The organism is Paraburkholderia pallida, from assembly GCF_004524855.1.
In the GTDB taxonomy this organism is placed as follows: Bacteria; Pseudomonadota; Gammaproteobacteria; order Burkholderiales; family Burkholderiaceae; genus Paraburkholderia; species Paraburkholderia oxyphila.
Window position 1 is genome coordinate 1,737,629 of the sequence record NZ_CP038149.1, and the last position, 26,002, is coordinate 1,763,630.

Here is a 26,002-nt window from a genome sequence, read left to right on the forward strand (position 1 = left end):
CTCCGATTCGCTCGTGAAGTGCAACTTTTTGGGGAGAGGCACGGTGCAACCCGTGCCCGTTTCAGTCGCGAATGCAACCACGGAATCTGCGGCTTGCCGCTCGGTCCGACGAGATTCGAGCGTGATTACGCGCCGTCAGGATCGCGGCGCGCTCAGGCGTGTTCAGAGCGGAGTCAGCAGCGGCGCGCCCGCGAAGCATTGCGTGGCGTTCGCGATGAAGTGGCGAATGCTGGCCGCGCGCACGTCGGGCGACGTGCCGGCCACGTGCGGCGTGAGCACGACGTTCTCGAGCGCCACGAGCGCCTGCGGCGGCGCGGGTTCGCCCTCGTAGACGTCGAGGCCGGCGCCGCCCAGCGTGCCCTGTGCGAGCGCAACGGCCAGCGCCGCCGTATCCACCACGCTGCCGCGCGAAACGTTGACGAGGAAGCCCTCGGGCCCGAGCGCGTCGAGCACCGCGTGATCGATCAGGTGCTGCGTTTGCGCACCGCCCGGCGTGGCCACCACGAGGCAGTCGCTCCATTGCGCGAGCGCGAGCGGCGTGTCGAAATAGCGTGCACTCACGCCCTCGCGCGGCGAGCGATTGTGATAGCCGATCGTCATTTCGAAGCCCGCGGCACGGCGCGCGATCTTCGCACCAATCTGCCCATAGCCGACGATGCCGAGACGCCGGCCGGTGAGCGTGGGCCGCATCGGCAGCGCATCGCGCCAGACACCGGCCCGGCACGCGGCGTCGAACTGCGGGACCGCGCGCACGGCGGCGAGCAGGAGCGCCATCGCGTGATCGGCAACGCAATCGGCGTTCACGCCCGCGCCGTTGCACAGCGCGATGCCGCGCGAGCGCGCATGATCGAGTGCGAGATTCTCATAGCCCGCGCCCAGCGCGCCCGCGAGTTCGAGCGCGGGCATGTGGTCGATTTCGTCGGTCGTGAGCCCGGTCGTGCCGTTCGTGAGCACGGCGCGCACCGTGTGGCCATGCTGATCGATCGCCTGCGCGCGCTGCTGCGCATCGGGTGCATAGAGCACGTCGAAGTGCCCGGCCAGCTCGGCACGGTCGGCTCCGGTGAGCGGGATCAGCACGAGCAGGCGCGGTTTCGAGGCTGGGTTCATGGCGACATCATTCATTCGTTATACGAATCAATTCTTCATGGATATCGGCGACTCCAACGGCGGCTCACACCACGGTCACATAGCGCGCAGGCGCTTCCACGCGCGGCGCGGCGGCCTCGGCAGCGCAGCGCGCCCGGCGCATTTCGTCGGCGGGCGTGCAGCCGAACAGGCGCTTGAACTCGCGGCTGAACTGCGAGGCGCTCTCGTAGCCCACGCGCGTGGCCGCCGCGCTCACGTTCATGCCATCGTGCGTGATCAAGAGACGCGCGTGATGCAGGCGCGTGGTCTTCACATATTGCATCGGCGAAGTCGAGGTCACGGCCTTGAAGTGCGCATGGAACACCGCGAGGCTCATGCCGGCCTCGGCGGCCAGCACGCCCACGTCGAGATCGCCACGGTAGTCGCTGTGAATGCGGCGCAGCGCCTTCGCGATGCGGCCGAAATGCTGCTGATGCGTGAGCGCTGCGCGAATCGCATCGCCCTGCTCGCCCGTGAGCACGCGATAGCAGATCTCGCGCACGATCGCCGGGCCCAGGATGCGCGCCTCGCACGGCTGCGTGAGCGCTTCGAGCAGGCGCAGCACGGCGTTCGAGAGCGGCGCGTCGAGCGGCGTCGCATAGATGCCCGCGGGCTCGGACACCGCGCTGCCGCGCGAGTCGTCGAGCGCCATCAGCAACTCGGCCACCATCGTCAGATCGACGCGCACGGAAATGGCGAGCAGCGGCTTCTCGGGCGTGGCCTCGGTCTCGCACTCGAACGGCAGCGGCACCGAGAGCACGAGATATTGCTGCGCATCGTAGATGAACATCTGGTCGCCGAGAAAGCCGCGCTTGCGGCCCTGGCAGACGATGAAGATGCTCGGCTCGTACATCACCGGCCTGCGCGGATGGCTCTGGCTGCCGCGGTAGAGCCGCACGCCTTCGAGCGCCGTGCAATGCACGCCGTCGTGCTGCGTGAGTTGCAGCAGCAGCTCGACCACGCGGCGCTGCATCGCGTCGTCGGGTGCCGGGCGCGACGCGTTGGCGGAACTGGCCGTGGAGACGAGCGGCGCTACCGCAGCGGCTGGCGCGAGCGCGGCACCACCGTGCGCCGCGCGGAGGATTTGTGAGCTTTTCATGACAGTTGCCACCCTGGATTCATCGATAGCGACAGAGAAACAGGCTTGTCAATCTATCACCGAAAGCATGCGAGCGTACTTCGGCAGGAGAAACAGGCAAGTCTTCGATAGCTTCAGGTATTCCCTGGGTCGGCCCCGGTCCTTAGGATGGGAACCCTGCCGCAACACCCGATCCGCGTGGCGCTCGATGCGCTGCGTTTCGGCGTTTGCGCGCCCCTTGCAACTCAGATTCAGGAGTCATCGCCCATGTACCCGACTTACGGATATGCCGCCCGCGACGCCGCCTCGCCGCTCGCCCCGTACGAATTCCAGCGCCGCGATCTGCGCGAACTCGACGTGCGCATCGACGTGCAGTTCTGCGGCGTGTGCCACTCGGACCTGCATCAGGCCCGCAACGAATGGCGCAACACGCTCTATCCGGCCGTGCCGGGCCACGAGATCGTCGGCCGCGTGACGGAAGTGGGCAAGGGCGTCACGCGCTTCAAGGTGGGCCAGCTCGTGGGCGTCGGCTGTCTCGTCGACTCGTGCCGCACCTGCGCGAGCTGCGCGGAAGGCCTCGAGCAGTATTGCGAGAACGGCTTCGTGGGCACCTATAACGGCGTCGACCGCGTGAGCGGCGACATCACTTACGGTGGCTACTCGACGCAACTCGTGGTCGACGAAGCATTCGTGCTGCGCGTGCCCGACAACCTCGACCCGGCAGGCGCAGCGCCGCTGCTGTGCGCGGGCATCACCACGTATTCGCCGCTGCGCACGTGGGGCGCGGGCCCCGGCAAGAAGGTCGGCATCGTGGGCCTCGGCGGCCTCGGCCACATGGGCGTGAAGCTCGCGCATGCGATGGGCGCGCACGTGGTGCTGTTCACCACCTCGCCTTCGAAGATCGAGGACGGCAAGCGCCTCGGCGCCGACGAAGTCGTGATTTCGAAAGACCCGGAGCAGATGAAGGCGCACGCCAACAGCTTCGACCTGATCATCAACACGGTGGCCGCGCAGCACGACCTGAACCCGTTCATCGAGCTGCTCAAACGCGACGGCACGCTGACGCTGGTGGGTGCGCCCGAGCACGATCACCCCTCGCCGCAAGTGTTCAATCTGATCTTCAAGCGCCGCCGTCTTGCGGGCTCGCTGATCGGCGGCATTGCAGAAACGCAGGAAATGCTGGACTTCTGCGGGCAGCATGGCATTACGTCGGATATCGAAATGATCAAGATGCAGGACATCAACCACGCCTACGAGCGCATGCTCAAGAGCGATGTGAAGTACCGCTTCGTGATCGATATCGATTCGCTGCGCCAGTAAGCGCGCCACGTACGACGTCCTACCCTGCCCCGCCGGGCCGTCCATTCGGGACGGCCCAACCAGCCCTTTCGTATCGAGGCCTTCTTTTTCCCGGCCTCACGTAGTCGAGCCGGCGCTGCCGTTAGCAGTCATCGAGCGCCGCCATTGAACCGACATCGTTGCTTAACCGCCGCGCGCCCAATCCGCGAGACGCCGGCGCCGCGAAGCGCTTTCGCCGCTTTGCGGTTCACCTCTTTTCTGCCGTAGCGCGGAAGTTGTTCACGCAGTCCTAACTATCTTCAGGAGCTCGCCCGTGATCGACCGCATCCAGGCGATGCGCACCTTTGTTCGCATCGTCGATACCAACAGTTTCACCAAAGCCGCGCAATCGCTCGATATGCCGCGCGCCAGTGCAACCACGCTGATGCAGAGCCTCGAAGCCCTGCTCGGCACGCAATTGCTCGTGCGCACGACGCGCCGTCTCTCGCTCACGCCCGAAGGCGCCGCGTACTACGAGCGCGCCGCGCAAATCCTCGCCGACATCGACGATGCCGAAGCGAGCGTGCGCCAGTCGCCGGGCGCGATCGGCGGCCGGCTGCGCGTGGAGATGCCGGGGCTGATCGCCAACGCGATCGTGCTGCCCGCGCTCGACGATTTCCACGCGCGCTATCCGCAGATCGATCTCGTGATCGGCGTGAGCCTGCGTAATGTCGACCTCGTCGGCGAGGGCGTGGACTGCAGCATCCAGCTCGGCGAATTGCCCGACTCGGGGCTCGCCGCGCGGCGTCTCGGCGTGCTCGAGCACGTGACCTGCGCGAGCCCCGCGTATCTCGAGCGCCATGGCGCGCCGCAATCGCTCGACGATCTCGCGCGGCACCCGGTGGTGAATTTCATTTCGCCGCTCACGGGCCGCCCCTTCGAGTTCGATTTCGAAGTGGACGGCAGCGCGACCAAGGTGAAGGTGGACGGCTTCGTGCACGTCTCCGACGAGTTCGCCTATCTCACCTGCGGCCTGCAAGGGTATGGGCTGGTCCAGCCCCCGCTGCTCGCGGCGCAGCCCTACCTCGACAACGGTGCGCTCGTCGAGGTGCTGCCGCAATGGAAGCCGCTGCCCACGCCCGTCTCGGTCGCGTTCGTGAAGTCGCGCCAGGTCTCGCCGCGCGTGCGCGTATTCGTCGACTGGCTCGCGGCGCTTTTCGAGGACGCGGGCGCGATCAATCGCGATCTGTCTCGCGTGCGGCAATTGCTGGGGGGACTGCAACCGGCTTGATGCAGAGACGGGCACAGCGGGCGGCGCTGCCCGCGCCTTACCCGCCCGTTTTCGATCAGGTGGTGCTCACGCCAGGCGCGTGAGCGCCATCCCGCGCCGCGCGTGAAAGCGCGCAACGGTTTCATAGGATAGCCAGGCATTGGCCTGGTACGGCGCGACGCCCGACGGATTGTGGAACCACACCCCGCCATCGCTGCGTCCGTGCAGCAGGATCAGATGGCCGCCCCGATGCGCGTTCGCGCGCTCGGGATAGCGGATCTCGGGGCTCACGGAGACGATCGCGAGCGTGTCGGCGTCCAGGCGCGCGGCGCTCGCCTCGATGTCCTCGTCGGTCATTACCTCCACGCGCACGCCGAACGCGGCCTCGGCCCATGCCGCGAACGGCCGGTAGATCAGGCCGTCCACGCCGCCGTCCTCACGCATGCGATAGACGCCGTGGCGCAGCGCATCGTCGAGCAGCCCGGCTCGCGGCGCGTGGGCGATGCCCCAGTAGTCGAGCGCGGATTCGAAGCAGGTCAGCCCACACAGACGCTTTGCCCAGAAACGGTAGTCGCCGGGCAGCGCGAAGCCGCTCGCGCGCCAGCCTGGATCGTCGCACGGGTCTGCGCCCTCTTCGACGATGCGCGCCACCCAGTCCGGGCTGCCCCATTGGCTGTAATACGGCACGTCACGATGCCGGACTTCGGGTGGCCCGGCATCGTGGCCGCGATCCGTTGCGTCCTCACCCACCGGTATCTGTGCAGGCTTGCTGGTTATTTCGTTCAATCTTTCCTCACGACATCGCCGCGATGCGAGCGCTGCCCCGCCAAGTGGACAGGCCCGCGGCCCGGCCCCGGGAGTTCGCGCAGAGCGGCTATTGTCGCAAATACGGGCGTATTCGCGCGGGCTCAATGGCGCCGCCGCTTGCCCCAGGAACGGTTGTTGCGCCAAGATAACGGACGTCACCGTATGTTGCCGCTGAAAACTTACGCAACTGTAAAATTATGCGTTTAGAATAATGTGCGCCCACGCCCTGTCAGAATTATTTCTTCCAACAGCGGCGCCGCGGCACGAGATAATTAGCCCAAACCGTCCCTCGATCCTCCCCCATTTGCAGCATGTCGAACGTTGAACATTCAACCGACTCGGTCTCGGTCGCAGAACGCGTACGCGAGCTGATGAGCCGTCATGGCATCGGCAAACGTCAGCAAACGACGGAGCTATGCCGGATCCTCGACCTGAGCTTTTCGCAGGGCCACCGCAAACTGCGCGGCAACAGCCCGTGGACACTCGCGCAAATCAAGAAAGTGGCCGAGGCGTTCGGCGAGCCCGCCGGGCAGCTGTTCGGCGCGCAGTTGCTCGACCCCGGCATGGTGGGCGCGAGCGCGCAGGAGGCGCTCTTGTGCGTGAGCGCCGTGGAGCTTGCGTGCACGGCCTGGATTGGCGCGCCCGTGGAGCCCGGCAGCCGCCCCGACTTCGTCGCTTACGAGAAGCAGGGCCAGTGGCGCGTGGTGCGCCCCGACGGCGCGCTCTATCAGAATGCGCGCGAAGTTCACAAGATCGAGATCTACCCGCGCCGCGCCGAGTCCGACAAGCCGCTCATCGCCGTGGTGGACGACGATCAGTCCTCCGCCGACAACCTGCGCGACTATCTCGAGCATTGCGGCTACACGGCGCACGCCCTCTACGGCCTCGCCGCGTTCGATCATGCACTGGAGCACAACGTGTTCGACGGCGTGGTGATCGACTGGCTGTTCGGCAGCCAGACCTCCGCCGAGGCGATCCGCAAGGTGCGCGCCTCCGAGAATCCCGACGCGCCCATCTTCGTGCTCACGGGCGAGTTGCTGACGGGCAAGGCAAGCGAGTCGGAGATCAGCCAGGTGGTGCGCCACTACAACGTGGCCTGCTACGAAAAGCCCGCGCGCATGGCGATTCTCGTCGCCGATCTTTCCAAGCGCCTCAATCGCGGCTGACGCCAGCCGCATCACCACGATTACCCGGACTGCAAGGCTGACGCGCCCTCAGGGCGCGCCGCCAGCGCGCGCTTTGCGCAGTGTGCTTCGGGCTGCTCAGGTCCCAAGCTTCTCGCGCGCTTCGCCGGATGTCTGCTGCGTATCGGGCAGATGCGGCAGATCCGGCAGGTGCGGTGCACGCTGCGCGCGCGGCGCATCGAGCGCGCGCAGCAGCGCCGTGCGCAGCACTTCGTAGTGCACCGGCTTGGGCAGCAAGTCGAAGAACGGATTCTCGCTGTCAGCGGCGGCGGCCGCGAGCGCGGGCACGTCGGCGCTCACGGCGATCACGCGCGGACGCTCGCCGATCCCGGCGCCCTCGCGCGCCTCGAGCCCTGTGACAAACGCATAGCCGTCGCGGCCCGGCATGTGCAGGTCGAGCAGCACAACGCCGCAATGCGTCTCGTCGAGGCGGGCCAGCGCGCTGTCCGCGTCAGTGGCCGCGAGCGCCGTATAGCCCATGTGCGCGACCATCTCGCAGAGCGACTCGCGCACCAGCGGGTTGTCGTCCACCACCAGCACCTGCTGCTGCGCCTCGTCGTGGGGGGCCGGCGCGAGCACGTCGGCGACCGGCGCCACCACCGTCGTGACAGGAATCGTCACCGTGAAAGTCGTGCCCCTGCCTACGCGGCTATCGGTTTCGATCGTGCCGCCGAACAGGTCGACGAGCCCGCGCACGATCGCGAGCCCCATGCCGGCGCCTTCGTAGCGGCGCGAGCGCGAGGTATCGAGCTGCGTGAACTCCTTGAAGATGAGCGGAATCTGCGTGGCGGGCACGCCCGGCCCGGTGTCGCTCACGATGATCGCCAACGTTTGCGCGAGCGGCACGCCGCCATGCACGACCGCCCCGCTGACGAACTCGATGCGCACCGAGCCGCGCTCGGTGTAACGGATCGCGTTGGTCACGAGGTTGTTGGCGATCTGTCGGATGCGGTGCGGATCGGCCACGAGACGCCGATGCACGCCGTGGCAGGCGTACTCGAACTCGAGGCCGCGAGCGCGCGCGGCCTGCTCGTTTTCGTCGACGATCGACTGCAGGAGCTCGCGCGGGTCGAACGCTTCCTGGCGCAATTCGAGCTTGCCTGCGCCAAGGCGCGCGTAGTCGGTGAGGTCCTTCATCTGCGCCTCGAGCTGGCGCGCTGCCGTTTCGAGCCGCTGGATCACCTTGCTGTCCGACTCGGAATGCGAGTTGAAGCCGAGCAGCTCGATCGACGAGACAATCGCGTGCAGCGGCGTGCGCAACTCGTGGCTGATCATGCCGAGGAAGGCGTCCTTGGCCGTACTTGCCTCGCGCGCGGCGCGGCTCGCCTGGTGCTCGGCCTCGAGCGCCGCATGCTGCTGCCGGATCAGGCGCGTGCGCCGATAGCCGTTCATCACGAGCAGCACCGCCGCCGCCGCCGAGAGCATCAGCAGCACGAGGCCCGCCGCGAACATTTCGCGGCGCTTCGCGATGAAGTCGCGCCGGATGCCTTCGCGCTCGGTCACATCGGCGAAGCGCCGGCTCAAGGCTAGATCGGTCACCTGGGCCCACTGCGCGTCGAGCACCATCAGCATCGGCACCGCGCGCTCGGGATTCTCGGCGAGCGTCGCGATTTCGGCGTCGAACGGCACAATCGCGGCATGGATCGCAGCGAGATCGGCCTGCTGACGCTTCATGAGCTCGGGCTTGCTCGCGAGCGTGCGCGTCGTGCTCTTCATCACGTTGAGCTTCGACTGCAGGACCTCGTAGCGCAGCCGCACCTTGTCGATGTCGCGGTCGAGGCCGTCGGCGTAGATCAGCAACTGGCTCTCGAAGCGCGCGTAGGCGATCTGCATCTGCGCGGCGTCCCAGTAGAGGCCGTCGTAGTTGCCGGTCAGGCGCTGGACCACGTTGGGATTGAGCAGGTTCGCGTAGAGCAGATAGCCCACGGCCATCACCGGCGGCACCAGCGCGGCAACCCAGATCAGCACATGCAGCAGGCGCCGCAGCGGACGTCGCATCACCTTCTCACTGCTTGATGGTCATCGAAACGATCTGCCAGGCGAACTTGGCGTCGCCCGCCGCGCCGTCGAGCTCCATCGGGAACTGGTCGCGCGGATAGATCAGGAATAGCGGACCGAAATTGCTCACCTTCAGGCGCTTGCCGTTCATCTCGTAGGCGAGCACCGCGCCATAGCGCGCGGCGTCGGACACGGGCACAACGCAAGTGTAGTCGTCGATGGTGTGAATTTCGATCTGGCTGCCGTAAGCGCCCACGATACTGAGCACATCCGAGAGCAGCGGGCCCGTGAAGGTCGAGCGCGGCGTCCAGGTGGTGGCCGTCACGATCGAATGCGCGGGCAGCTTGAGCAGCGCCGCTTCACTGAAGTGATAATCGGTGTGCGCGGCGTCATTGGTCACATGCACTTCGCCGTTCACATCGAGCTGAAGCGAGCCGTCCGAAGCGGCCAGTGCGAGCCGGGGCACCGGCAACGCGGCCATCGCCAGCAGCCCCGCGAGCGCAGCCGTGAAGCGCCGGCGCTCGCGGCATGCGGGCCGGGCGTCGTGCCGGCCGTCTTGCCCGACAACAGGATCCTGCATGGCTCTCGCTCCCCTGGCGCAATATTCATTGTGTGTTCATGCCGCAGCCCTGCGCGCAGTCCTACGTGCAGTTCTACGATATGGCCCTTTGATTGACCCGCATCGTACCGGTCTGCATGAGCCGGCAAGCATAGGCATAATATCGTCAAACATTATTCCGACAATAGAGGTCTTGTTCGCTGACGCACGCATCGGCAGCACGCGGCCGCGTGGCGCAATAGACCGTCATCGCACTGTCACCCCCGTCCCATGAACAAACCCGTCGTTCCGCTCACCTACGAACAGCTCGACCATTGGGTCGAATCACTGCAGCCGCTGCTGATCGAGGAGGATTTCGCTGCGGTCGTCGGCATCCTGCGCGGCGGCGCGCCGCTCGCGCTGATGGTCTCGCACGCGACCGGCGCGAACGTGGCCTTCCTGCGCTATTCACGCGAGACGCGCGAGGTGCGCTGGGACTCCACGCTGCCCATGCCCGAGCCCGGCTCGAAGGTGCTGGTGTGCGAGGACATTGCCGGACGGGGCCATACGCTCGTCGACTGCATCGCATTCCTGCGCGAGCACGGCCTCGTGGTGCGCACGCTCACGGGCGCGTATGACGACCTGAGCCGCTTGCAGCCCGACTATTCGATCGACGCGAGCGGCTATTTCGCGCTGTTCCCCTGGGAGCGCCAGGCCTATACCGACCGCTATCGCGCCGACTGGTCGCGCGAGGGCGCGCGCGAAGGCACGGGCATGGGCGACGATCACGAATACGCGGTCTACGCGATCGACCTTGACGGGATTCTCCTGCCCGACATCCCGCTCTCGCGCTACGACGAAGATCTCGAAGCGGCGCTTGCCGAGCGCGACGCGCTGCTGCCGCTCGAGCGCGTGCCGGACATCGACCTGAAGCACACGCGCGCGATCATCACCGGCCGCCCCGAAATCGACCGCGAGCGCACCCAGGCATGGCTGGACCGGCACGGCTTCGGGCATCTGGAGCTGATGATGCGCGCGCCGGGCGAGCACGACGACACGCCGTCGGGCGCAGCCGCGCACAAGGCCGCCGCCGCAGTGCGCTGCGGCGTGACGCATTTCATCGAGAGCGACCCGGTGCAGGCCATCTACATCGCGCGGCTCGCACCGCTGTTGCGCGTGATCTGGTGGAACGCCCAGGCGCGCGCAGGCACGCTGATCGGCGCGTCGGCCTGGGGTTGATGCGCGGGTGGTCCGGTTCCGCGTCTCAGCGCTTCTCGCGCGCGGCTATGGAGGCTACTGCCGCCGACACAACGTGCTCGCCGGCCGCCGCTGGATCGCGCCCCATCGCCCGCGCGGCGCGCGCCGACGCCACCACGATCAGCTTCATGGTCGCGCGCGTCGCACCCACGAAGAGCTTGCGCGCCGTGCGCTCGTCGAGTGTCCCGAAGTCGACATCCGTGAGGATCACGCAAGGCGCCGACTGTCCCTTGAAGCGATAGATCGAATCGAGCAGCACGTCGCCATCGCGATACTGCGGATTGCCGAACAGGTCGAATTGCCCCGTGAAGCTGCGCAGCCGATGCGGTCCCAGATGGTCGAGCGCCGTGAAATGCGAATGCTCGCGGCCGCGGAACGACAGCACCACGATGTCCTGCTTGCGAAAGCCGAGCGAGAGCGCCTGCGTGATCGCGCGCTTGGTCGCCGCGACCACGGCGGGCTCCTGCGCGCTATCCCCCAACCTGCCGCCCGCGCTCGTTTCGGCGCGTTCGTCCCAAGCAGCGAGTGTGACCTCGGAGCCGTCGAACGGACTGCCCGCCGCATGCTGGGCGAGCGCGGGCACGGCCTCGCCCGCTACTTCGCGCAAGAACGCGAGGATGTCGCGCGGGCTGCGGTAATTGGTGGTCTCGCGCAGCACCGTCCAGCCAGGCAGGGCCACGGGCTCGCGCATGTAGAGGTTCTGCAGCGGGTCTTCGAGCCACCACCACGCCGCGCCCGGACGCAACAGGCGCGCAAGCGCGTCGACCCAAGCCGGCTGGAAGTCCTGCCCCTCGTCGACGATCACCACATCGAACTGCCAGCGCGCGTCGATGGGCGCCTGCGCGAAGCGCCGCTCCAGATCGTCGAAGACGTTCGTGCCCTCGAAGTCGGGCACATGGCCGCCGTCGCGCGAGACCCAGTCGCAAAGCTGATGGTAGTTGGCCACCCTTGCCTCGGGCGGCGCAACCTTCGCAATGTGGTCCGCGAGCGGCCGGTTGAAGCACACATAGAGCGTGCGTGCGCCGCGCGCGAGCGCATCGCTCATCACCTGCAACGCGAGCTGCGTCTTGCCCGAGCCCGCCGTGCCGATCACGCGCAGGCGAAACGGCTCGAATTCGAGCCGTCGCGCCCAAGTCGCGAGCCCACCCGCAAGCCGCGTGACTAGCGTGCCCGCCGCACCCACCAGCGCGCTGGCGTCGGGGGTGAGCGAGAGCTCGTCGGCGAGAAAATGATGGATCTTCGCGGCGCACGGCAGGCGCGGCTCGTCGGCAGGCAGCGCCTCGCGCACGATGGCCGCGAGCTGCGCCTTGCGCGTGGCGTCGACGATGCGCGAGGCCTGCACGCCTGCAATCGCCGGCTCGCGCACCGCATGGTCGGGACAGTAAAAGAGCGCCTCGAGACCATAGTTGCCCACGCCGAACGCGGCCGTGAAGCGCAGGTGCAACGCTTCCACTGTGCGCGCGAGCCCGACCGCGACATTGCGCTCGGTCTGCAGATACGCCTTTACGAGGCCGTTTTTCGTCTCGCGCAGGAACCCGGTCTTCTGCTCGACGATCAGCGCGCGCCCGGAAGGGCTCACGATCACGTAATCCGCCTCGCCGAACACGGAGAATCCTTCCGTAAGGCGCGTCCAGTGCACGCCGTGATAGACGGTGTAGCCGGCGGGCAGGCCGCGCTCGAGGAGCGCGAGCGTCTCGCGTTCGCGCGCGGCGGCGCCGGTCGCTTCCAGATGTTGCCAGTCGTCGGGGACAATGCGGGCCATGGACGGTCCTCGTCGCGGTTTGCCGGGGTCGGCCAGATTCAGCCAGGTCGTGCAGCGGCTATTCTACGTACCTGCGCGCGGCCGCAGGATAGGAGCAGGATTAGTCGCTGTCGCTCTTGCGCTGCTCGATCTGCAACCGCGCCCGCTGCGCTGCCCGTTGCAACCGCTCGCCCAGCACAGCACGCGAGGGCAAGGTCGTCAGGTACTCGCCAACGTGAATGCCGGACTTGTCCAGCTCGAGCAGCTCAATCTGCTCGGACTTCTTGCCCGTGCAGAGAATGATCCCCAGCGGCGAGGCTTCCTCCGGCTCCCGCTCATACTTGTCCAGCCAGCGCAGATACAACTCCATCTGCCCCTTGTACGCTGCCTTGAACTCACCCACCTTCAATTCAACCGCCACCAGCCGTTGCAGCTTGCGGTTGTAGAACAGCAGATCAAGATGAAAATCCTCGTCGTCGATCTGGATACGCTTTTGCCGGGCGACGAAGCTAAAACCCGCACCCAGCTCCAACAAGAAGGATTCCATTTCACGGATGATCGCAGCCTCGAGGTCGCCTTCCTGCCACGTGTCTTGCAGCCCCAGGAAGTCAAAAATGTACGGATCACGCATCACCAGCGCCGGCGACATGCGCTGCGCATCGCGCAGGGTCGCCAGTTCCTGCGCGATCAACGCATCCGGCTTCCTCGACAGCGCCGTGCGCTCGTACAGCATCGAGTCGATGCGCTCGCGCAACGTGCGCACACTCCAGCGTTCAGCGCAGGAGATTTGCACGTAATAGTCCCGCTGCAACGGGTCTTTCAGCGGGATCAGCGCCACAAAATGCGACCAGCTCAATTGTCGTGACAGCGTCACGACAATTGGCTCGGCCGGAAAAGTGACGGCAAACTGCACCATGCGTCGCAGGTTCTTGTCCGCGAAACTGCGCCCGTAGTCGCGTACAAGCTGCGCGGCCAGCGTCGGCAGGATTTCCTGGCCGTATCCGGCCCGCTGCCCGGCCAGCACCTCCGTATGGATGCGCCGGCCAATGCGCCAGAACAGCAGGGTCAACTCCGCATTGACCGCCAGGGCGGCGCGCTGGCGCGACGCCTCGATCAGTGCCCGAATGTCGCCCAGCAGCGTTGCAGGCGCCGCCGGTGACACGATAGTTGCCTTCTTCCTGGCCATGCCGCCGTTCCTTCGTTCTGTCAGTCTGGGGAACATAGCGCTTGAACAGCGCCACGGACTTGCGCGCCGTCAGTGCCAGGCGGACGTTGGCCACCATGCCAGGGCAGAAGGCTCGTCGGCTATCGGAAACGATCGGCTTATGATGGGTGTGCGCGCCCCTGGTAATCGACGAGCCCGATGTGCGCAGCCTGGACGAAGTCCAGCGATGTGCCGGGCTCGCGCCATCGCGGAATAAAAAAGCCGCGCGAATCGTGTATCGTTGCGGTCCCGGTCCCCATCGGACGGGGCCGTGCCGCGCGCCGCCTGCGCCTGATGTCGCGGCGTATCGCGCGCCAATTTTTTGCTGCAAAGGAGAGAGCACCAGATGATCAAAATCTGGGGACGCCCCAACTCGGTGAACGTCCAGAAAGTGCTGTGGTGTTGCGACGAGCTCGTGCTGCCGTTCGAACGTATCGACGCGGGCGGCCAGTTCGGCCACCTCGACGAACCGTCCTACCTCGCGATGAACCCGAACGGCAAAGTCCCGACCCTCGTGGACGGCAACTTCGTGCTGTGGGAATCGAATGCGATCCTGCGCTATCTGGCCATGGAGTACGGCCCCTCGAGCCTGCTCTACCCGGCCGACCCGAAGGTGCGCGCCTCGATCGAGCGCTGGCTCGACTGGTCGATCGGCACGCTCGCGCCCGCCGAACGGCCGCTCTTTCTCGCACTCGTGCGCACGCCGCCCGAGAAGCGCGACCCCGTGAAGATCGAAGCCGATGTGCAAAGCGTGGCCGCGCTGTGGACGCTGCTCGACCACCATCTGCAAGGCCGCTTCTTCCTTGAGAACGAGCGCTTCTCGCTCGCCGACATCGTGCTGGGCTCGTTCGCGCGGCGCTGGTTCGGGCTCGAAGGCATCGAGCGACCCGCGTTGCCGAACCTCGAGCGCTGGTATCAGCGCCTCGCGCAGCGTCAGGGCTTTCGCAAGTACATCGACCTGCCGCTGACCTGAGCGCCCCCGGGTGGCGCACGCCGCCCGGCCTGCCGCCTCATGCACGCCAGCGCCGCCCAGGCGCGCCAGCGCAGGCGCGGCGTGCCCCGTATAATCGCGGCATGAAGACAGCCAAACCGTCCCCGGACACCGCGGCCCCGCACGGCCACGCGCATGATCACGATCACGCCCACGAAGCGCACGATCACCGTCATGGCGAGGGCGGCGCGAATGGTGCAGATGGCGCGCACGGCGCGTCGCTCGAAAGCGCGCTCGCGATGGCCGAGGCCTACTGCCGCGAGCGCGGCGAAAAGCTCACGCCGATCCGCCGCAAGGTGCTCGAGCTGCTGCTCACGTCCGGCCGCGCAACCAAGGCCTACTCGCTGCTCGACGAAATGCGCCAGATCCATCCGGGATCGGCGCCCCCGACGGTCTATCGCGCACTCGACTTCCTGCTTTCGGCGGGACTCGTCCACCGCATCGAATCGATCAACGCGTTCACTGTCTGCCACGATCTCACGCAGTGCCAGCACGGCATCCTCGTCGTCTGCCAGCAATGCGGCAATGTCACCGAGTTGCACGAGCCGAAGCTGCGTCAGGCGCTCGTCGCGCAGATCGAAGCTGCGGGCTACCGGCTCTCCGGCGACGGCATCGAGCTCAAGGGCGTCTGCGCGCAATGCCAGGCGGCTCAGGCCGAAGCAGCCGGCGCTGATAGCGCGCAAGCCGTGAAGGCCACCGCACAGTCCTGAGCGGCGCAGGATCTCGCCTGATGCCGCTCCGCCCTTGACCGCTCAAGGCACGTGGCGTGCGTCGATTGCGTCGCTCAGCAACGCCACCAGCGCCTCGGGCCTTGCCGGCTTGGTCATGAAGTGCTGAAAACCTTCGCCGATGCTGCGCAGGCGCCAGCTTTCGTCGGTGTGGCCCGTGAGCGCCACCGCGACGGCCGGGGCGTGATCGCCGCGGATTTCATGGTCGCGCAGGCGCTGGATCAGGTAAAAACCGTCCATCGCGGGCAGGTCCAGATCGCAGACCACTGCATCGGGCATGAGGCTCAGTGCCGCTTCGACGCCCGCTTCGGCGTCCTCCACCGCAACGACGTGGGCGCCCTCCGCCTCCAGCAAGGAAGTCAGGGAATCCCGGCTTTGCGGGTCGTCTTCGACCAGCACGATGGTCGTCTGGTCGAGCTTGTGTACTGCGTTCATTGTGTTTGCTTGAATGCCGTTCTGTCTGTTTGGCTTGCCGCGCGGCGCAATGGGCGCGCGGTTCGCAGCGGGCAACACACTACGGGCAACGTGCCCGATCGCCCAATTAGAGCAATCCCGATGCCGGGCGTTCAACCCGGCGCCGCGCACGTTAGCCGCAATCAAAGTCACGCCGATGACAGGCGCATATGTCGGCGTGCCTGTGCGAATCGGGTCATTGACCCTCATTCGCTCTCTTTTTGCCCGCGGCCGGCTGGCTTGCCTCGCGCCTTGCCGGTTTTCGCGAAAGCCTCGAGCGCCCGCGCGCGTGCCAATTCGTGCTCGACCACCGGCAGCGGGTAGTCCACGCCGAGACGCACGCCCGCCGCTTCCAGGTCTTCCTGGCTCGCCTTCCAGGGCTGATGGATCAGCCTGTCGGGCAATGACGCGAGCTCTGGCACCCATTCCCTGATGTAAGCGCCGCGCGGATCGAATTTCTGGCCCTGCAAGACGGGGTTGAAGATGCGGAAGTACGGCGCCGCGTCCACGCCGGAGCCGGCGACCCATTGCCAGTTGGCCGGATTGCTGGCTGGGTCGGCGTCGACGAGGGTGTCCCAGAACCACTGCTCACCGGCGCGCCAGTCCAGCAGCAAATGCTTCGTCGCGAACGAGGCGGTCACCATGCGCACGCGGTTGTGCATCCAGCCGGTGCGCCACAACTCGCGCATGCCGGCGTCGACGAACGGATAGCCCGTCAGGCCGCGCTGCCATGCGCGCAGGCCGCGGGCGTCGCGGCGCCACGGCATGGCGTCGAACGCCGGGCGCAGATTGCGCTGCGCCAGATCGGGATAGTGGTAGCGCTGGTAGTAGCAGAACTCCCGCCACCCCAGTTCGCTGGAGAATTTTTCCGCGCTCGTTTCGCGGCTCGCGGGCGAGCCCGCTTTCACGTCGTGTTGCGCCGCCTTCAGCGCCGCGTACACCTGACGCGGCGAGAGCGCGCCCACGCGCAAATACGGCGAAAGACGGCTGGTCACCGCGAGCCCCGGTGCGTCGCGCTCGTCCGCATAGGCCTCGAAATCGTCGGCGAAAAACGCGCTCAGGCGTTCAAGCGCGGCTTCCTCCCCCGCCGGCCACGTCTCGCGCAGGCCGCCGGCCCAGTCGGGCTTGTGCGGCGCGAAGCCGAGATCGTCGAGCTTCAATGCGCATTGGGTAAGACGTGCCGGTAGCGATTGAAAATTCCACCGTTGCGGCGCGGGCAGCGGCGGCGGCGGATCGCCAGCACGACGGCATGCGCGCCACCAGGCCGTGAATACCTGGAACGACTCGCCGGACTGGTTGAGCACCGTCCACGGCTCGTACAGCAGCGTGCCGTTGAAGCTCTCGGCCTCAAGGCCACGCGCGCGCAGCCGCGCTTTCAGTCTGGCGTCGGCGTCGCGCTCGTTGCCGCCGTACCGGCGGTTCCAGAACACGCCGGCGGCGCCGCTCGCCGCGACGCACGCTTCGAGCATCTCACTCTCGGGGCCTTGCATCAGCAGGAGCCGGCCGCCGCGCTCGCGCAGCGCCGCATCGAGCGCCCGCAGCGTTTCGTGCAGCCACCAGCGCGCCGCGCCCCCGGGCGGGCGCTCGCCCGCCGCCTGAGGATCGTGAACATAGAGGCAGATGAGCGGCCGCCCCGTGGCGGCCGCGTACGCGAGCGCAGGCTGATCGGCCAGACGCAGATCGTCGCGGAACCAGACGACGACAGGAGCATGAACGGGCTGTGCGGAAGTCAGAGTGGACCTCGATCGGATGAATACCGCCGCGCCGCAATGCGCGGCACCTTGCGCGAACGCCAATAGTGCGGCTATGCAGGCCGTATGCCCTGGGTCATCAGCGCCACGGCGTGGCGTGCGATCTCCTCGGCGCCGACGCGGCGCGGCACGAGATCATTGCGCCACACGTGTGCCGTGGCGAGCGGCAGCAGTGTAAGCCCGAGCAGCGACTGGAACAGCAGCGACGGCTCCAGCGCCGCGTTGAGCTTGCCTTCGCGCTGCCAGCGCGCGATGGCCTCGTGCGCGGCGCGCTGCTGCTCGTGCCCGAAGCGCTCGTGCATGCGCTGACGCAGCAAGCCCCCCTCGCTGATCACCTCGCGTATCCACAGCGGCGCGAACCACGGATGCGTCTGCCCCACTTCCACGAAGCGCAGCGTGAGCGCCGTGAGCGCCGCTACGGGATCGTCGGGATGGGCCTCGAAAACGCCGCCTGTGGCCGAGCGCAGGGGCAGGAAGCGCTCGTCGATGAGCACGTCGATCAACTGGTCGCGCGTCTTGAAGTAGTAGTGCACCATCGCGGGCGTGACGCCGGCCTCGCGCGCGATCGCGGAAAGCGTGGTGTCGACGATGCCCTGACGCGCGAACAGCGCGAGCGCAGCTTCAATCAGACGCTCGCGCTGCTCGGCGCCGCCCACGCCGCCGCTCGGCCGGCCGGGCCGGCGCGGCTTGGGCTTTTCGCCAGCGGGGGTTGCCGCCGATGCCGGCGCTCCCGGCGATTCGGCCGAATTCGCGGCAGATTTCGTGGCAGATCGGATAGTGCGCGGAGTTGCCGCACGCGCTTTGGGTTCTTTCATCGGGTTACGTTTTCGGCCTTTGACGGCCGTTGAGAATTATCCTAATATTAATCTTCAAGTTAATTAATTTCAAGATCGAAGGCGATCTCGAAACGATCGAGAAAAGCTGGAGAATCCCGATGCAATCCCCCATGCAAGACACGACCCAGGCCACACAAGGCCCCACGCAGGCAACCGGGCATCCCCCGATCCGGCTGCTGTTTCCGGCATTGCTGCTCGTCATGCTGCTCGCCGCGCTCGACCAGACCATTGTCTCGACGGCGCTGCCCACCATCGTTGGCGAACTGGGCGGGCTCGACCGGCTCTCCTGGGTCGTCACCGCGTACCTGCTCAGCTCCACCATCGTGGTGCCGCTGTACGGCAAGTTCGGCGACCTGTTCGGCCGCAAGATCGTGCTGCAGGCCGCCATTGCCATCTTCCTGCTGGGCTCCGCGCTATGCGGCGTAGCGCAGAACATGGAGCAGCTGATCGTCCTGCGCGCGTTGCAGGGCGTGGGCGGCGGCGGCCTTATGGTCGTGACGATGGCCGCCATCGGCGACGTCATTCCGCCCGCGCAGCGCGGCAAGTACCAGGGCATGTTCGGCGGCGTGTTCGGCCTCGCGACCGTGATCGGGCCGCTCATCGGCGGCTTTCTCGTCGAGCATCTCTCGTGGCGCTGGATCTTCTATATCAACCTGCCGCTGGGCGCCGTGGCGCTCGCCGTGATCGGCGCCGTATTCAAGCCGCGCGTCGCGCACGTGAAGCACGTGATCGACTACATGGGCGCGGGCTGGCTCGCCGCCGCCCTCACCTGCCTGATCCTCTTCACGAGCGAAGGCGGCTCCCTGCTGCCGTGGAGCTCGCCGCAATTGTGGCTCACGCTCGTGCTCGGCATGGTGGCCGTCGCGGGCTTCATCCATGAGGAAAAGCACGCCGTCGAGCCCATCATGCCGCTCGAGCTGTTTCGCGAGCGCACCTTCGTGCTCTCGAGCCTGATCGGCTTCATCGTGGGCGTCTCGCTGTTCGGCTCGGTCACGTTCCTGCCACTCTATCTGCAGGTCGTGAAGGGCTCGACGCCTTCCGAGGCCGGTATGCAGATGCTGCCGATGATGGGCGGCGTGCTGATCATGTCAGTCATCTCGGGCAGGCTCATCAGCAAGATCGGCAAGTACCGGATGTTTCCGATCGTCGGCACGGCGCTCGTGGCTGCCGCGATGACGCTGCTCGCGCAACTGCGCATCGAAACGCCGATCACCCAGATGTATTTGTATATGGGCCTGCTCGGCTGCGGCCTCGGCATGGTGATGCAAGTACTGATTCTCGCGGTGCAGAACACCGTGGCGTTCAAGCATATGGGCGTGGCCACCTCGGGCGCGACGCTGTTTCGCTCGATTGGTGGCTCGGTGGGCGTGGCCGCATTCGGCGCGGTGTTCTCCCACGGGCTGAATGCGCGCCTCGAAACAATGTTGAGCAGCGGGGTCGAGTTGCCCCAGCCGCTCACGCCCGATGCGATCCATCATCTGCCGCCTGCGGTGCACGCCCAGTACCTCGACGCGTTCGCCGGTGCGCTGCATACGGTCTATTTCTCGGCGGCGTGCGTGGTCGTGTTCGCGTTCGCATTGGCGTGGCTGCTGCGCGACGTACCGCTGCGCAAGCACCAGTGAAATCCGCGGCGGCGCGCTGACACCCCAGCCGCCCCGCCCCCCTTCCCCGCGCGCCGCGCTTCGGCCGCATGTCCTGCCCCTGCCGGCGCTGCTGCGCCCTCGCGTTTCGCGTGCGCGTGCCAACCTTACGTTTTCCAGCAAAAATATTACGATTAGCTAAAATCCTGTAGCCGCGCGCCTGACAGGGCGGCCCGCGCAATCACACGCGACGCTCACACAGCCGTCGTGCCCCAATAAGCGCATCACCCCGCGCACTACACAGGAAAAGACCCACCCATGGACGTCAAGACCGCGCCAGCCGTGCCTACCGCGCACGACACCCGCAGACGCGTGCTCGCCATCGTCGGCGCCTCTTCGGGCAATCTCGTCGAGTGGTTCGACTTCTACATCTACTCGTTCTGCGCGCTGTATTTCGCGCCTGCCTTCTTCCCGAGCGGCAACACCACGACCCAGTTGCTGAACACCGCCGGTGTCTTCGCGGCGGGCTTCCTGATGCGCCCGATCGGCGGCTGGCTGTTCGGCCGCATCGCCGACCGCCACGGCCGCCGCGCCGCGATGATGATCTCCGTGCTGATGATGTGCGGCGGCTCGCTCGTGATCGCGGCGTTGCCGACCTATGCGCAGATCGGTGCGTTCGCCCCGCTGCTACTGTTGATCGCGCGCCTGTTCCAGGGGCTCTCGGTGGGCGGCGAGTACGGCACGAGCGCCACCTACATGAGCGAGGTCGCGCTCAAGGGCCGGCGCGGCTTCTTCGCCTCGTTCCAGTACGTGACGCTGATCGGCGGCCAGCTCTGCGCGCTGCTCGTGCTCGTGGTCCTGCAGCAGACGCTCTCGACCGAGGAGCTCAAGGCATGGGGCTGGCGCATTCCGTTCGTGGTGGGCGCAGCCGCCGCGCTGATCTCGCTGTATCTGCGCAAGTCGCTCGACGAGACCTCGACGAGCGAATCGCGCCACAAGAAGGACGCCGGCACAATACGCGGCGTGTGGCAGCACAAGGGCGCGTTTCTCACCGTGGTGGGCTTCACCGCCGGCGGCTCGCTGATTTTCTACACGTTCACGACCTACATGCAGAAATACCTCGTGAACACGGCCGGCATGCACGCGAAAACCGCCAGCAACGTGATGACCGGCGCGCTGTTCGTCTACATGCTGCTGCAACCGGTGTTCGGCGCGCTCTCCGACAAGATCGGCCGCCGCATGTCGATGATCCTGTTCGGCTCGCTCTCGGTGCTCGGCACGGTGCCGCTCATGCATGCGCTCAAGGACGTGTCGAGCCCGATGGCCGCGTTCGGGCTCATCGTGGTCGCGCTCGCGATCGTGAGCTTTTACACGTCGATCAGCGGCCTCATCAAGGCGGAGATGTTCCCGCCCGAAGTGCGCGCGATGGGCGTGGGCCTCTCGTATGCGGTTGCCAACGCCATCTTCGGCGGCTCGGCCGAGTACGTGGCGCTGTGGTTCAAGTCGGTCGGCAGCGAATCGACGTTCTACTGGTATGTCACCGCGCTGTGCGCAGTCTCGCTGATCGTGTCGTGGCGCATGCGCGATCCGAGCAAGGAAGGCTACCTGCGCCACGAGCCCTGATCGGGCAAGCACGCGGATAACGGCGCGGCGTGACGCACAAAAGCGCCGCGCTGCCGCCACGCCCTCGCCACGCCCTCGCCGGCCCAAGCTGGCTCAAGCTGGCTCAAGCTGGCTCAAGCTGGCTCAAGCGGGCTCAGACGGGCTTAGACGGGCTTAGACGGGGTCAAGCAGGCTCAAGCGGGCTCGGCCTTCGCCTCCGTGGCCCGCTCCATCGCGCGTTGCAGCGTTTCGTAGACCTTCGGCCGATTGCACTGCGAAACGTTGAAGCGCAGGAAGTTGCCCGCGCTGCGCGACACACTGAAGACGTTGCCCGGCGCAAGCACCACGCCGTGCGCAAGCGCCTCGCGCGCGACTAGCGCCGCGTCGAGCCCATCGGGCAATTGCGCCCACAGCAGCATGCCCGCCTGCGGGCGCGTCCACGCCGTGACGCCCGCCGCCGCGAGACGGCGCAACGTGTCGCCCATTGCGTCGGCGAGCTTCGCGCGCAGGCCGTCCAGATAGCGCCGATACGTGCCGTCCACCAGCAGCCGCTGCACGAGATCCGCGGCCAGTTCCCCATTCCCGAACGAAACTGAGAGCTTCAGGTCGACGAGCGGCTCGATCCAGTCAGCGCGTGCCGCGATATAGCCGCAGCGCGCCGCCGCCGTCATCGTCTTCGAAAAGCTGCCGATGGCCACCACGCGCGCGAGCCCGTCGAAGGCAGCGAGGCGCGGCGCCGGATCCGTTTCGAAGTCGGCGAAGATGTCGTCCTCGACGATCAACAGGTTGTATTCCTCGGCGAGCTTGAGCAGCCGATGCGCAACGGTGGGTGCGAGCGTCGCGCCGGTGGGGTTGTGGATCGCCGAGTTGGTCACGTAAAGGCGCGGGCGGTGCTCGGCAAGCACGCGCTCGAACGCCGCGAGATCGGGGCCCGCGGGAGTATACGGCACGCTCACGACCTTCACCCGATGCACGCGCAAAAGCGCCTGAAAGTTGAAATAGCACGGGTCGTCGACCACCACGGTGTCGCCGGCCTCGAGCAGGAAGCGGCACAGGAGGTCGAGCGCCTGGCTGCCGCCGTCGGTGAGCACGATCTGCTCCGGCGCGGCTTCCACGCCGTGCTGCGCCAGCCGCCACGCCAGTTGCTGGCGCAGCGCAGGCAGCCCGAGCGGCGAGGCGTAGTCGGTGAGCTGGGCGCGCGGGTCGCGGGCGATGGCGCGCAACGCGCGCCGCACGGCATCCTGTGGCAACCACGATGCGGGCAGCCAGCCGCAGCCCGGCCGCAGCGCGCGCGCATCGGTTTCGAGCGACTGGCGTGTGAGCCACAAGGGATCGATCTCGCGATCGAGGCGCGGGCCCGGCAGCCCGCGCGCCGCGAATGCTCCATAGGCGCCCTGCGCGCCCGGCAGCACATGCCCCGCCACGAAAAAGCCGGAGCCGCGCCGCGCGATGAGCGTGCCTTCGGCGACGAGCCGTTCGTACGCCTCCACCACCGTGGACTTCGAGACGCCGAGCTGCTCGCTCATCGTGCGGATGGACGGCACGCGCGCGCCCGCCGCCAGTGCGCGCGAGGCGATGCGCTCGCGCAGCGCCTGCATCACCTGCTCGACGCGGGTCAGCGCCAGGTTTCCTGTCTGCCGGGTGTCTTCCATCTGTACTGCTCCGTGTTCAATACAGTTTGTCCATATTGTACTGATCCTTGGCTTACCGGTTTGCCGCCGAACGCGCATCATGGCGCGACCGGCACAGGCTCTTTCCGACTACACCACCCATGCGCAAACCCCTCGATTCCACCACCGACGGCTGGCTCTGCGGCCTCGCAGGCGTCCTCATCTTCAGCGGCTCGCTGCCTGCCACGCGTTTGGCCGTGCTCGGACTCGACCCGCTCTTTCTCACCGGCGCGCGCGCCACGATCGCGGGTGCGCTAGGCGCGCTGCTGCTGTTCGTCTTGCGCGCGCCGCGGCCCGAGCGGCGTGAAGTCTGGCCGCTCGTGATTGTGGCGCTTGGCGTGGTGGTGGGCTTTCCGCTCCTCACCGCGCTCGCACTGCGCCATGTGAGTTCGGCACATGCAATCGTCTTCGTCGGCCTGTTGCCGCTCGCCACGGCGATCTTCGGCGTGCTGCGCGCCGGCGAGCGTCCGCAGCCGGCGTTCTGGGTCTTTTCGGCCATCGGCAGCGGCGCCGTGGTCGCATTCGCGCTGCGTCACGGCGTGGACGCGTCGCCCGTCGGCGATGCGCTGATGCTGGCCGCCATCGTCGCCTGCGGACTCGGCTATGCGGAAGGCGCGCGGCTCTCGCGGCACCTGGGCGGCTGGCAGGTGATCTGCTGGGCGCTCGTCATCTCGCTGCCCGTGATGCTGCCGCTCGCCTGGTGGTGCTTGCCCGTCTCGTTCGCGGCGGTAAGCGCGGCCTCGTGGTGGGGGCTCGCCTATGTGTCGCTCTTTAGCATGCTGATCGGTTTCGTTTTCTGGTATCGCGGCCTCGCGCTCGGCGGCATTGCGGGCGTGGGCCAGCTGCAGTTGCTGCAACCGTTCTTCGGCTTCGTGCTCGCCGCGCTGCTGCTGCACGAGGCCGTGCCGCCCGCGATGATCGCCGTGACTGTCGTGGTGATCGGCTGCGTGGCCGGGGCGCGCCGCTTCGGGCGCGGTGCTCCGGCATCGAACCGCGCGCCGCAGGCGCAACGCGGATGACGTTGTAGAAGCGACGTCGAAATGTTGTAGCGGTGTCAGCGAAATGCCGCCGACATGTTACTGAAGCGCCGCCACGGTGCCTGCGCAGTGTTGCCAAGGCGTCGCCGGAGCGGCCTCGCTGGGCGGCGCATTTTTGACGCGCTACTTTTCATCGCCCGTCCAAGGCATAGTGAAAAGCATTGCCGCGCTGCCCATGCCTGATGCCGATATCGCCCGCGCGGCGCCCACGAAAGCGCGCCAACCCCGCACCAAGCTCATGAATGCACCTCGCATCGCCGCGCCGCTCCTGCGCGACGCCACGCCCGCCGACTTCCCCGCCATCGCGGCGATTTACGCCCATCACGTGCTGTATGGCGCGGCCTCGTTCGAAGAGACGCCGCCCGCACAGGACGAGTTGCTGCGCCGCCACGCCGCCGTGCGCGAACAAGGCTTGCCATGGCTCGTTGCCGAGATCGACGGCCGGGTGGCCGGCTATTGCTACGCCACGCCCTACCGGCCGCGCGCGGCCTACCGTTACACCATCGAAGACTCGATCTACATCGACGAGGCGTTTCGCGGACGCGGCCTCGGCCGCACGCTGCTCGAAGCGCTGATCGCGCGCTGCGAGGCCGGCCCGTGGCGCCAGATGATTGCTGTGGTCGCCGACCCGCAGGGCGGCTCGCTCGCGCTGCACGACAGCCTGGGCTTCGAGCTCGTGGGCACGCTGCGATCGGTGGGCTTCAAGCACGACGCCTGGCGCGACACGACCCTCATGCAGCGGACGCTGGGCGAAGGCCAGCGCACCTTGCCGGGGGCAACGGCGCACAATAGCGCGCACGAGAGCGCGCGCAACTGAGCGGGAAGCTGAGGGCGAAATCGGGCGCAAAATCGCGTGAGAAGTGCGCACCGTGCGGCTCGATGCTGCACGCGCGCCTTTACAATACGTCCTCCAGGCAGGCCGGCCGCGCGCCGGTCCGGCAGACTTCGAGGACTTCGCGCTTATGGAATCCCTGTTCAATCAAGTTCACCCGTCCAACTGGAACTTCCTGTGGGACGCCCTCACCGGCTTCGCGCTGCGCCTTTGCGCGGCCGCGGCGATCCTCTGGATCGGCTGGTGGATCGCACGGCGCGTCGGCAACTGGTTCGCGCGACAGGACAGTATCGACGCCACGCTGCGCCCCATCGTGCGCGACTCGTCGCTGTGGGGCGTGCGCCTCGTCGCGATCGTCGGCGCGCTCTCGCAAGTGGGCGTGCAGACCGCGAGCATCGTGGCCGTGCTCGGCGCCGCGGGTCTCGCCATCGGCCTCGCGCTGCAAGGCACGCTGCAGAACATCGCCGCGGGCATCATGTTGCTGCTGTTGCGGCCCTTCAAGGTGGGCGACTACATCGATGGCGCCAGCGGCGTCAGCGTCGCGGGCACCGTCGAGGAAGTGAATCTCTTCACGACGCGCCTGACCAAGCCCGATGGCATCTGCGAATACGTGCCCAACAGCGCGCTGTGGAGCAATTCGATCCGCAATTACAGCCGCAATCCCACGCGGCGCCTCGACCTCGAAGTGGAGGTCTCGGTGCGCGACGACGTGAACCGTGCCATAGACGTGCTGCGCACGCTTGCCGCCGCCGAACCGAACGTGCTGCCAACGCCCGCGCCGCAGGTGATGGTCAGCCGCTTCGACGACAGTACCGCGGTCCTGAACATCCGCGTCTGGTCCAACATCGACACGTTCTGGGACATGCGCTGGAATCTCTCGCGCAAGGTGCGCCAGGCGCTGACCGATGCGCAATGCGCGCTGCCGCTGCGCGCGCGCGAGTTGCATATCGTGCAGACGCAGGCTGAGCCAGCGGCTCTAGCCGCGCAAGCGGCACAACCCGCGCTGCCGGCGGCGGGCCCGACGGCCCAGCACGGCGCGTAA

Annotated in this window: 22 protein-coding genes; 11 read left to right on the top strand and 11 right to left on the bottom strand. The window is 67.1% G+C overall.

Annotated elements, in window-relative coordinates; genetic code table 11:
• Positions 1 to 162: 162 nt before the first annotated feature.
• Positions 163 to 1,107 (bottom strand): 2-hydroxyacid dehydrogenase, encoded by a 945-nt coding sequence (locus E1956_RS22890; protein ID WP_134753187.1) that lies wholly within the window; start codon positions 1,105 to 1,107, stop codon positions 163 to 165.
• A gap of 64 nt (positions 1,108 to 1,171) precedes the next feature.
• Positions 1,172 to 2,098, bottom strand: a complete 927-nt coding sequence (locus tag E1956_RS22895) for an AraC family transcriptional regulator (protein WP_232071782.1) — start codon at positions 2,096 to 2,098, stop codon at positions 1,172 to 1,174.
• A gap of 372 nt (positions 2,099 to 2,470) precedes the next feature.
• On the opposite strand from E1956_RS22895, the gene E1956_RS22900 reads away from it, so the two are divergent.
• Together E1956_RS22900 and E1956_RS22905 are read left to right on the top strand one after the other, a co-directional pair.
• Positions 2,471 to 3,523 (top strand): NAD(P)-dependent alcohol dehydrogenase, encoded by a 1,053-nt coding sequence (locus E1956_RS22900; protein WP_134753192.1) that lies wholly within the window; start codon positions 2,471 to 2,473, stop codon positions 3,521 to 3,523.
• 292 nt (positions 3,524 to 3,815) lie between these two features.
• Entirely contained in the window at positions 3,816 to 4,772 is a 957-nt protein-coding gene (locus tag E1956_RS22905; RefSeq protein WP_134753194.1) for a LysR family transcriptional regulator, read from the top strand.
• Positions 4,773 to 4,838: 66 nt separating this feature from the next.
• Here the strand turns inward: E1956_RS22905 and E1956_RS22910 are convergent, their stop codons facing one another.
• Positions 4,839 to 5,501, bottom strand: coding sequence for a C39 family peptidase (locus tag E1956_RS22910; RefSeq protein WP_134754771.1), 663 nt, complete (start codon positions 5,499 to 5,501; stop codon positions 4,839 to 4,841).
• Between the two features lie 368 nt (positions 5,502 to 5,869).
• Here E1956_RS22910 and E1956_RS22915 point away from each other — a divergent pair, with 368 nt between their 5' ends.
• Positions 5,870 to 6,724: a helix-turn-helix domain-containing protein gene (locus tag E1956_RS22915; RefSeq protein WP_028217922.1), complete on the top strand. Its 855-nt coding sequence runs from the start codon at positions 5,870 to 5,872 to the stop codon at positions 6,722 to 6,724.
• Between the two features lie 96 nt (positions 6,725 to 6,820).
• Here the strand turns inward: E1956_RS22915 and E1956_RS22920 are convergent, their stop codons facing one another.
• Positions 6,821 to 8,740, bottom strand: coding sequence for an ATP-binding response regulator (locus tag E1956_RS22920; RefSeq protein ID WP_197732857.1), 1,920 nt, complete (start codon positions 8,738 to 8,740; stop codon positions 6,821 to 6,823).
• Between the two features lie 7 nt (positions 8,741 to 8,747).
• Positions 8,748 to 9,221 (bottom strand): putative pterin-binding protein, encoded by a 474-nt coding sequence (locus E1956_RS22925; protein WP_134754775.1) that lies wholly within the window; start codon positions 9,219 to 9,221, stop codon positions 8,748 to 8,750.
• 348 nt (positions 9,222 to 9,569) lie between these two features.
• On the opposite strand from E1956_RS22925, the gene E1956_RS22930 reads away from it, so the two are divergent.
• Complete coding sequence (locus E1956_RS22930; protein ID WP_134753196.1) at positions 9,570 to 10,517, top strand: phosphoribosyltransferase; 948 nt, start codon at positions 9,570 to 9,572, stop codon at positions 10,515 to 10,517.
• A 25-nt stretch (positions 10,518 to 10,542) separates the two neighbouring features.
• Here the strand turns inward: E1956_RS22930 and E1956_RS22935 are convergent, their stop codons facing one another.
• Together E1956_RS22935 and E1956_RS22940 are read right to left on the bottom strand one after the other, a co-directional pair.
• Positions 10,543 to 12,297, bottom strand: coding sequence for an ATP-binding domain-containing protein (locus tag E1956_RS22935; protein WP_134753198.1), 1,755 nt, complete (start codon positions 12,295 to 12,297; stop codon positions 10,543 to 10,545).
• 100 nt (positions 12,298 to 12,397) lie between these two features.
• On the bottom strand, positions 12,398 to 13,462 hold the full coding sequence (locus E1956_RS22940; RefSeq protein ID WP_134753200.1) for a PDDEXK nuclease domain-containing protein: 1,065 nt from the start codon (positions 13,460 to 13,462) through the stop codon (positions 12,398 to 12,400).
• 364 nt (positions 13,463 to 13,826) lie between these two features.
• Here E1956_RS22940 and E1956_RS22945 point away from each other — a divergent pair, with 364 nt between their 5' ends.
• Both E1956_RS22945 and E1956_RS22950 read left to right on the top strand, forming a co-directional pair.
• Positions 13,827 to 14,453 carry a glutathione S-transferase family protein gene (locus E1956_RS22945; RefSeq protein ID WP_134753202.1) on the top strand — a complete coding sequence of 209 codons (627 nt, stop codon included), beginning with the start codon at positions 13,827 to 13,829 and terminating at the stop codon, positions 14,451 to 14,453.
• Positions 14,454 to 14,554: 101 nt separating this feature from the next.
• The gene (locus E1956_RS22950) at positions 14,555 to 15,181 is read left to right on the top strand and encodes a Fur family transcriptional regulator (RefSeq protein ID WP_134753204.1); all 627 of its coding nucleotides are present in this window, start codon (positions 14,555 to 14,557) and stop codon (positions 15,179 to 15,181) included.
• A 42-nt stretch (positions 15,182 to 15,223) separates the two neighbouring features.
• Here the strand turns inward: E1956_RS22950 and E1956_RS22955 are convergent, their stop codons facing one another.
• From E1956_RS22955 to E1956_RS22965, 3 genes are all read right to left on the bottom strand, one after another.
• Positions 15,224 to 15,634, bottom strand: a complete 411-nt coding sequence (locus E1956_RS22955; protein ID WP_134753206.1) for a response regulator — start codon at positions 15,632 to 15,634, stop codon at positions 15,224 to 15,226.
• 224 nt (positions 15,635 to 15,858) lie between these two features.
• Positions 15,859 to 17,403, bottom strand: a complete 1,545-nt coding sequence (locus E1956_RS22960; protein ID WP_418789295.1) for a cryptochrome/photolyase family protein — start codon at positions 17,401 to 17,403, stop codon at positions 15,859 to 15,861.
• Positions 17,404 to 17,456: 53 nt separating this feature from the next.
• Entirely contained in the window at positions 17,457 to 18,218 is a 762-nt protein-coding gene (locus E1956_RS22965) for a TetR/AcrR family transcriptional regulator (RefSeq protein WP_134753211.1), read from the bottom strand.
• A 131-nt stretch (positions 18,219 to 18,349) separates the two neighbouring features.
• Between E1956_RS22965 and E1956_RS22970 the strand changes: the two genes are divergently transcribed.
• Positions 18,350 to 19,861, top strand: coding sequence for an MDR family MFS transporter (locus E1956_RS22970; protein WP_335930004.1), 1,512 nt, complete (start codon positions 18,350 to 18,352; stop codon positions 19,859 to 19,861).
• 276 nt (positions 19,862 to 20,137) lie between these two features.
• Positions 20,138 to 21,442: an MFS family transporter gene (locus tag E1956_RS22975; protein ID WP_134753214.1), complete on the top strand. Its 1,305-nt coding sequence runs from the start codon at positions 20,138 to 20,140 to the stop codon at positions 21,440 to 21,442.
• Positions 21,443 to 21,615: 173 nt separating this feature from the next.
• On the opposite strand, the gene E1956_RS22980 is transcribed toward E1956_RS22975, so the two are convergent.
• Positions 21,616 to 23,073 carry an aminotransferase-like domain-containing protein gene (locus E1956_RS22980; RefSeq protein WP_134753216.1) on the bottom strand — a complete coding sequence of 486 codons (1,458 nt, stop codon included), beginning with the start codon at positions 23,071 to 23,073 and terminating at the stop codon, positions 21,616 to 21,618.
• 119 nt (positions 23,074 to 23,192) lie between these two features.
• Here E1956_RS22980 and E1956_RS22985 point away from each other — a divergent pair, with 119 nt between their 5' ends.
• The 3 genes from E1956_RS22985 to E1956_RS22995 all read left to right on the top strand — a co-directional run bounded on the left by E1956_RS22985 (position 23,193) and on the right by E1956_RS22995 (position 26,002).
• Entirely contained in the window at positions 23,193 to 24,110 is a 918-nt protein-coding gene (locus E1956_RS22985) for a DMT family transporter (RefSeq protein ID WP_134753218.1), read from the top strand.
• Positions 24,111 to 24,366: 256 nt separating this feature from the next.
• The gene (locus tag E1956_RS22990; protein WP_134753219.1) at positions 24,367 to 24,945 is read left to right on the top strand and encodes a GNAT family N-acetyltransferase; all 579 of its coding nucleotides are present in this window, start codon (positions 24,367 to 24,369) and stop codon (positions 24,943 to 24,945) included.
• Between the two features lie 145 nt (positions 24,946 to 25,090).
• Positions 25,091 to 26,002 (top strand): mechanosensitive ion channel family protein, encoded by a 912-nt coding sequence (locus E1956_RS22995; RefSeq protein ID WP_134753220.1) that lies wholly within the window; start codon positions 25,091 to 25,093, stop codon positions 26,000 to 26,002.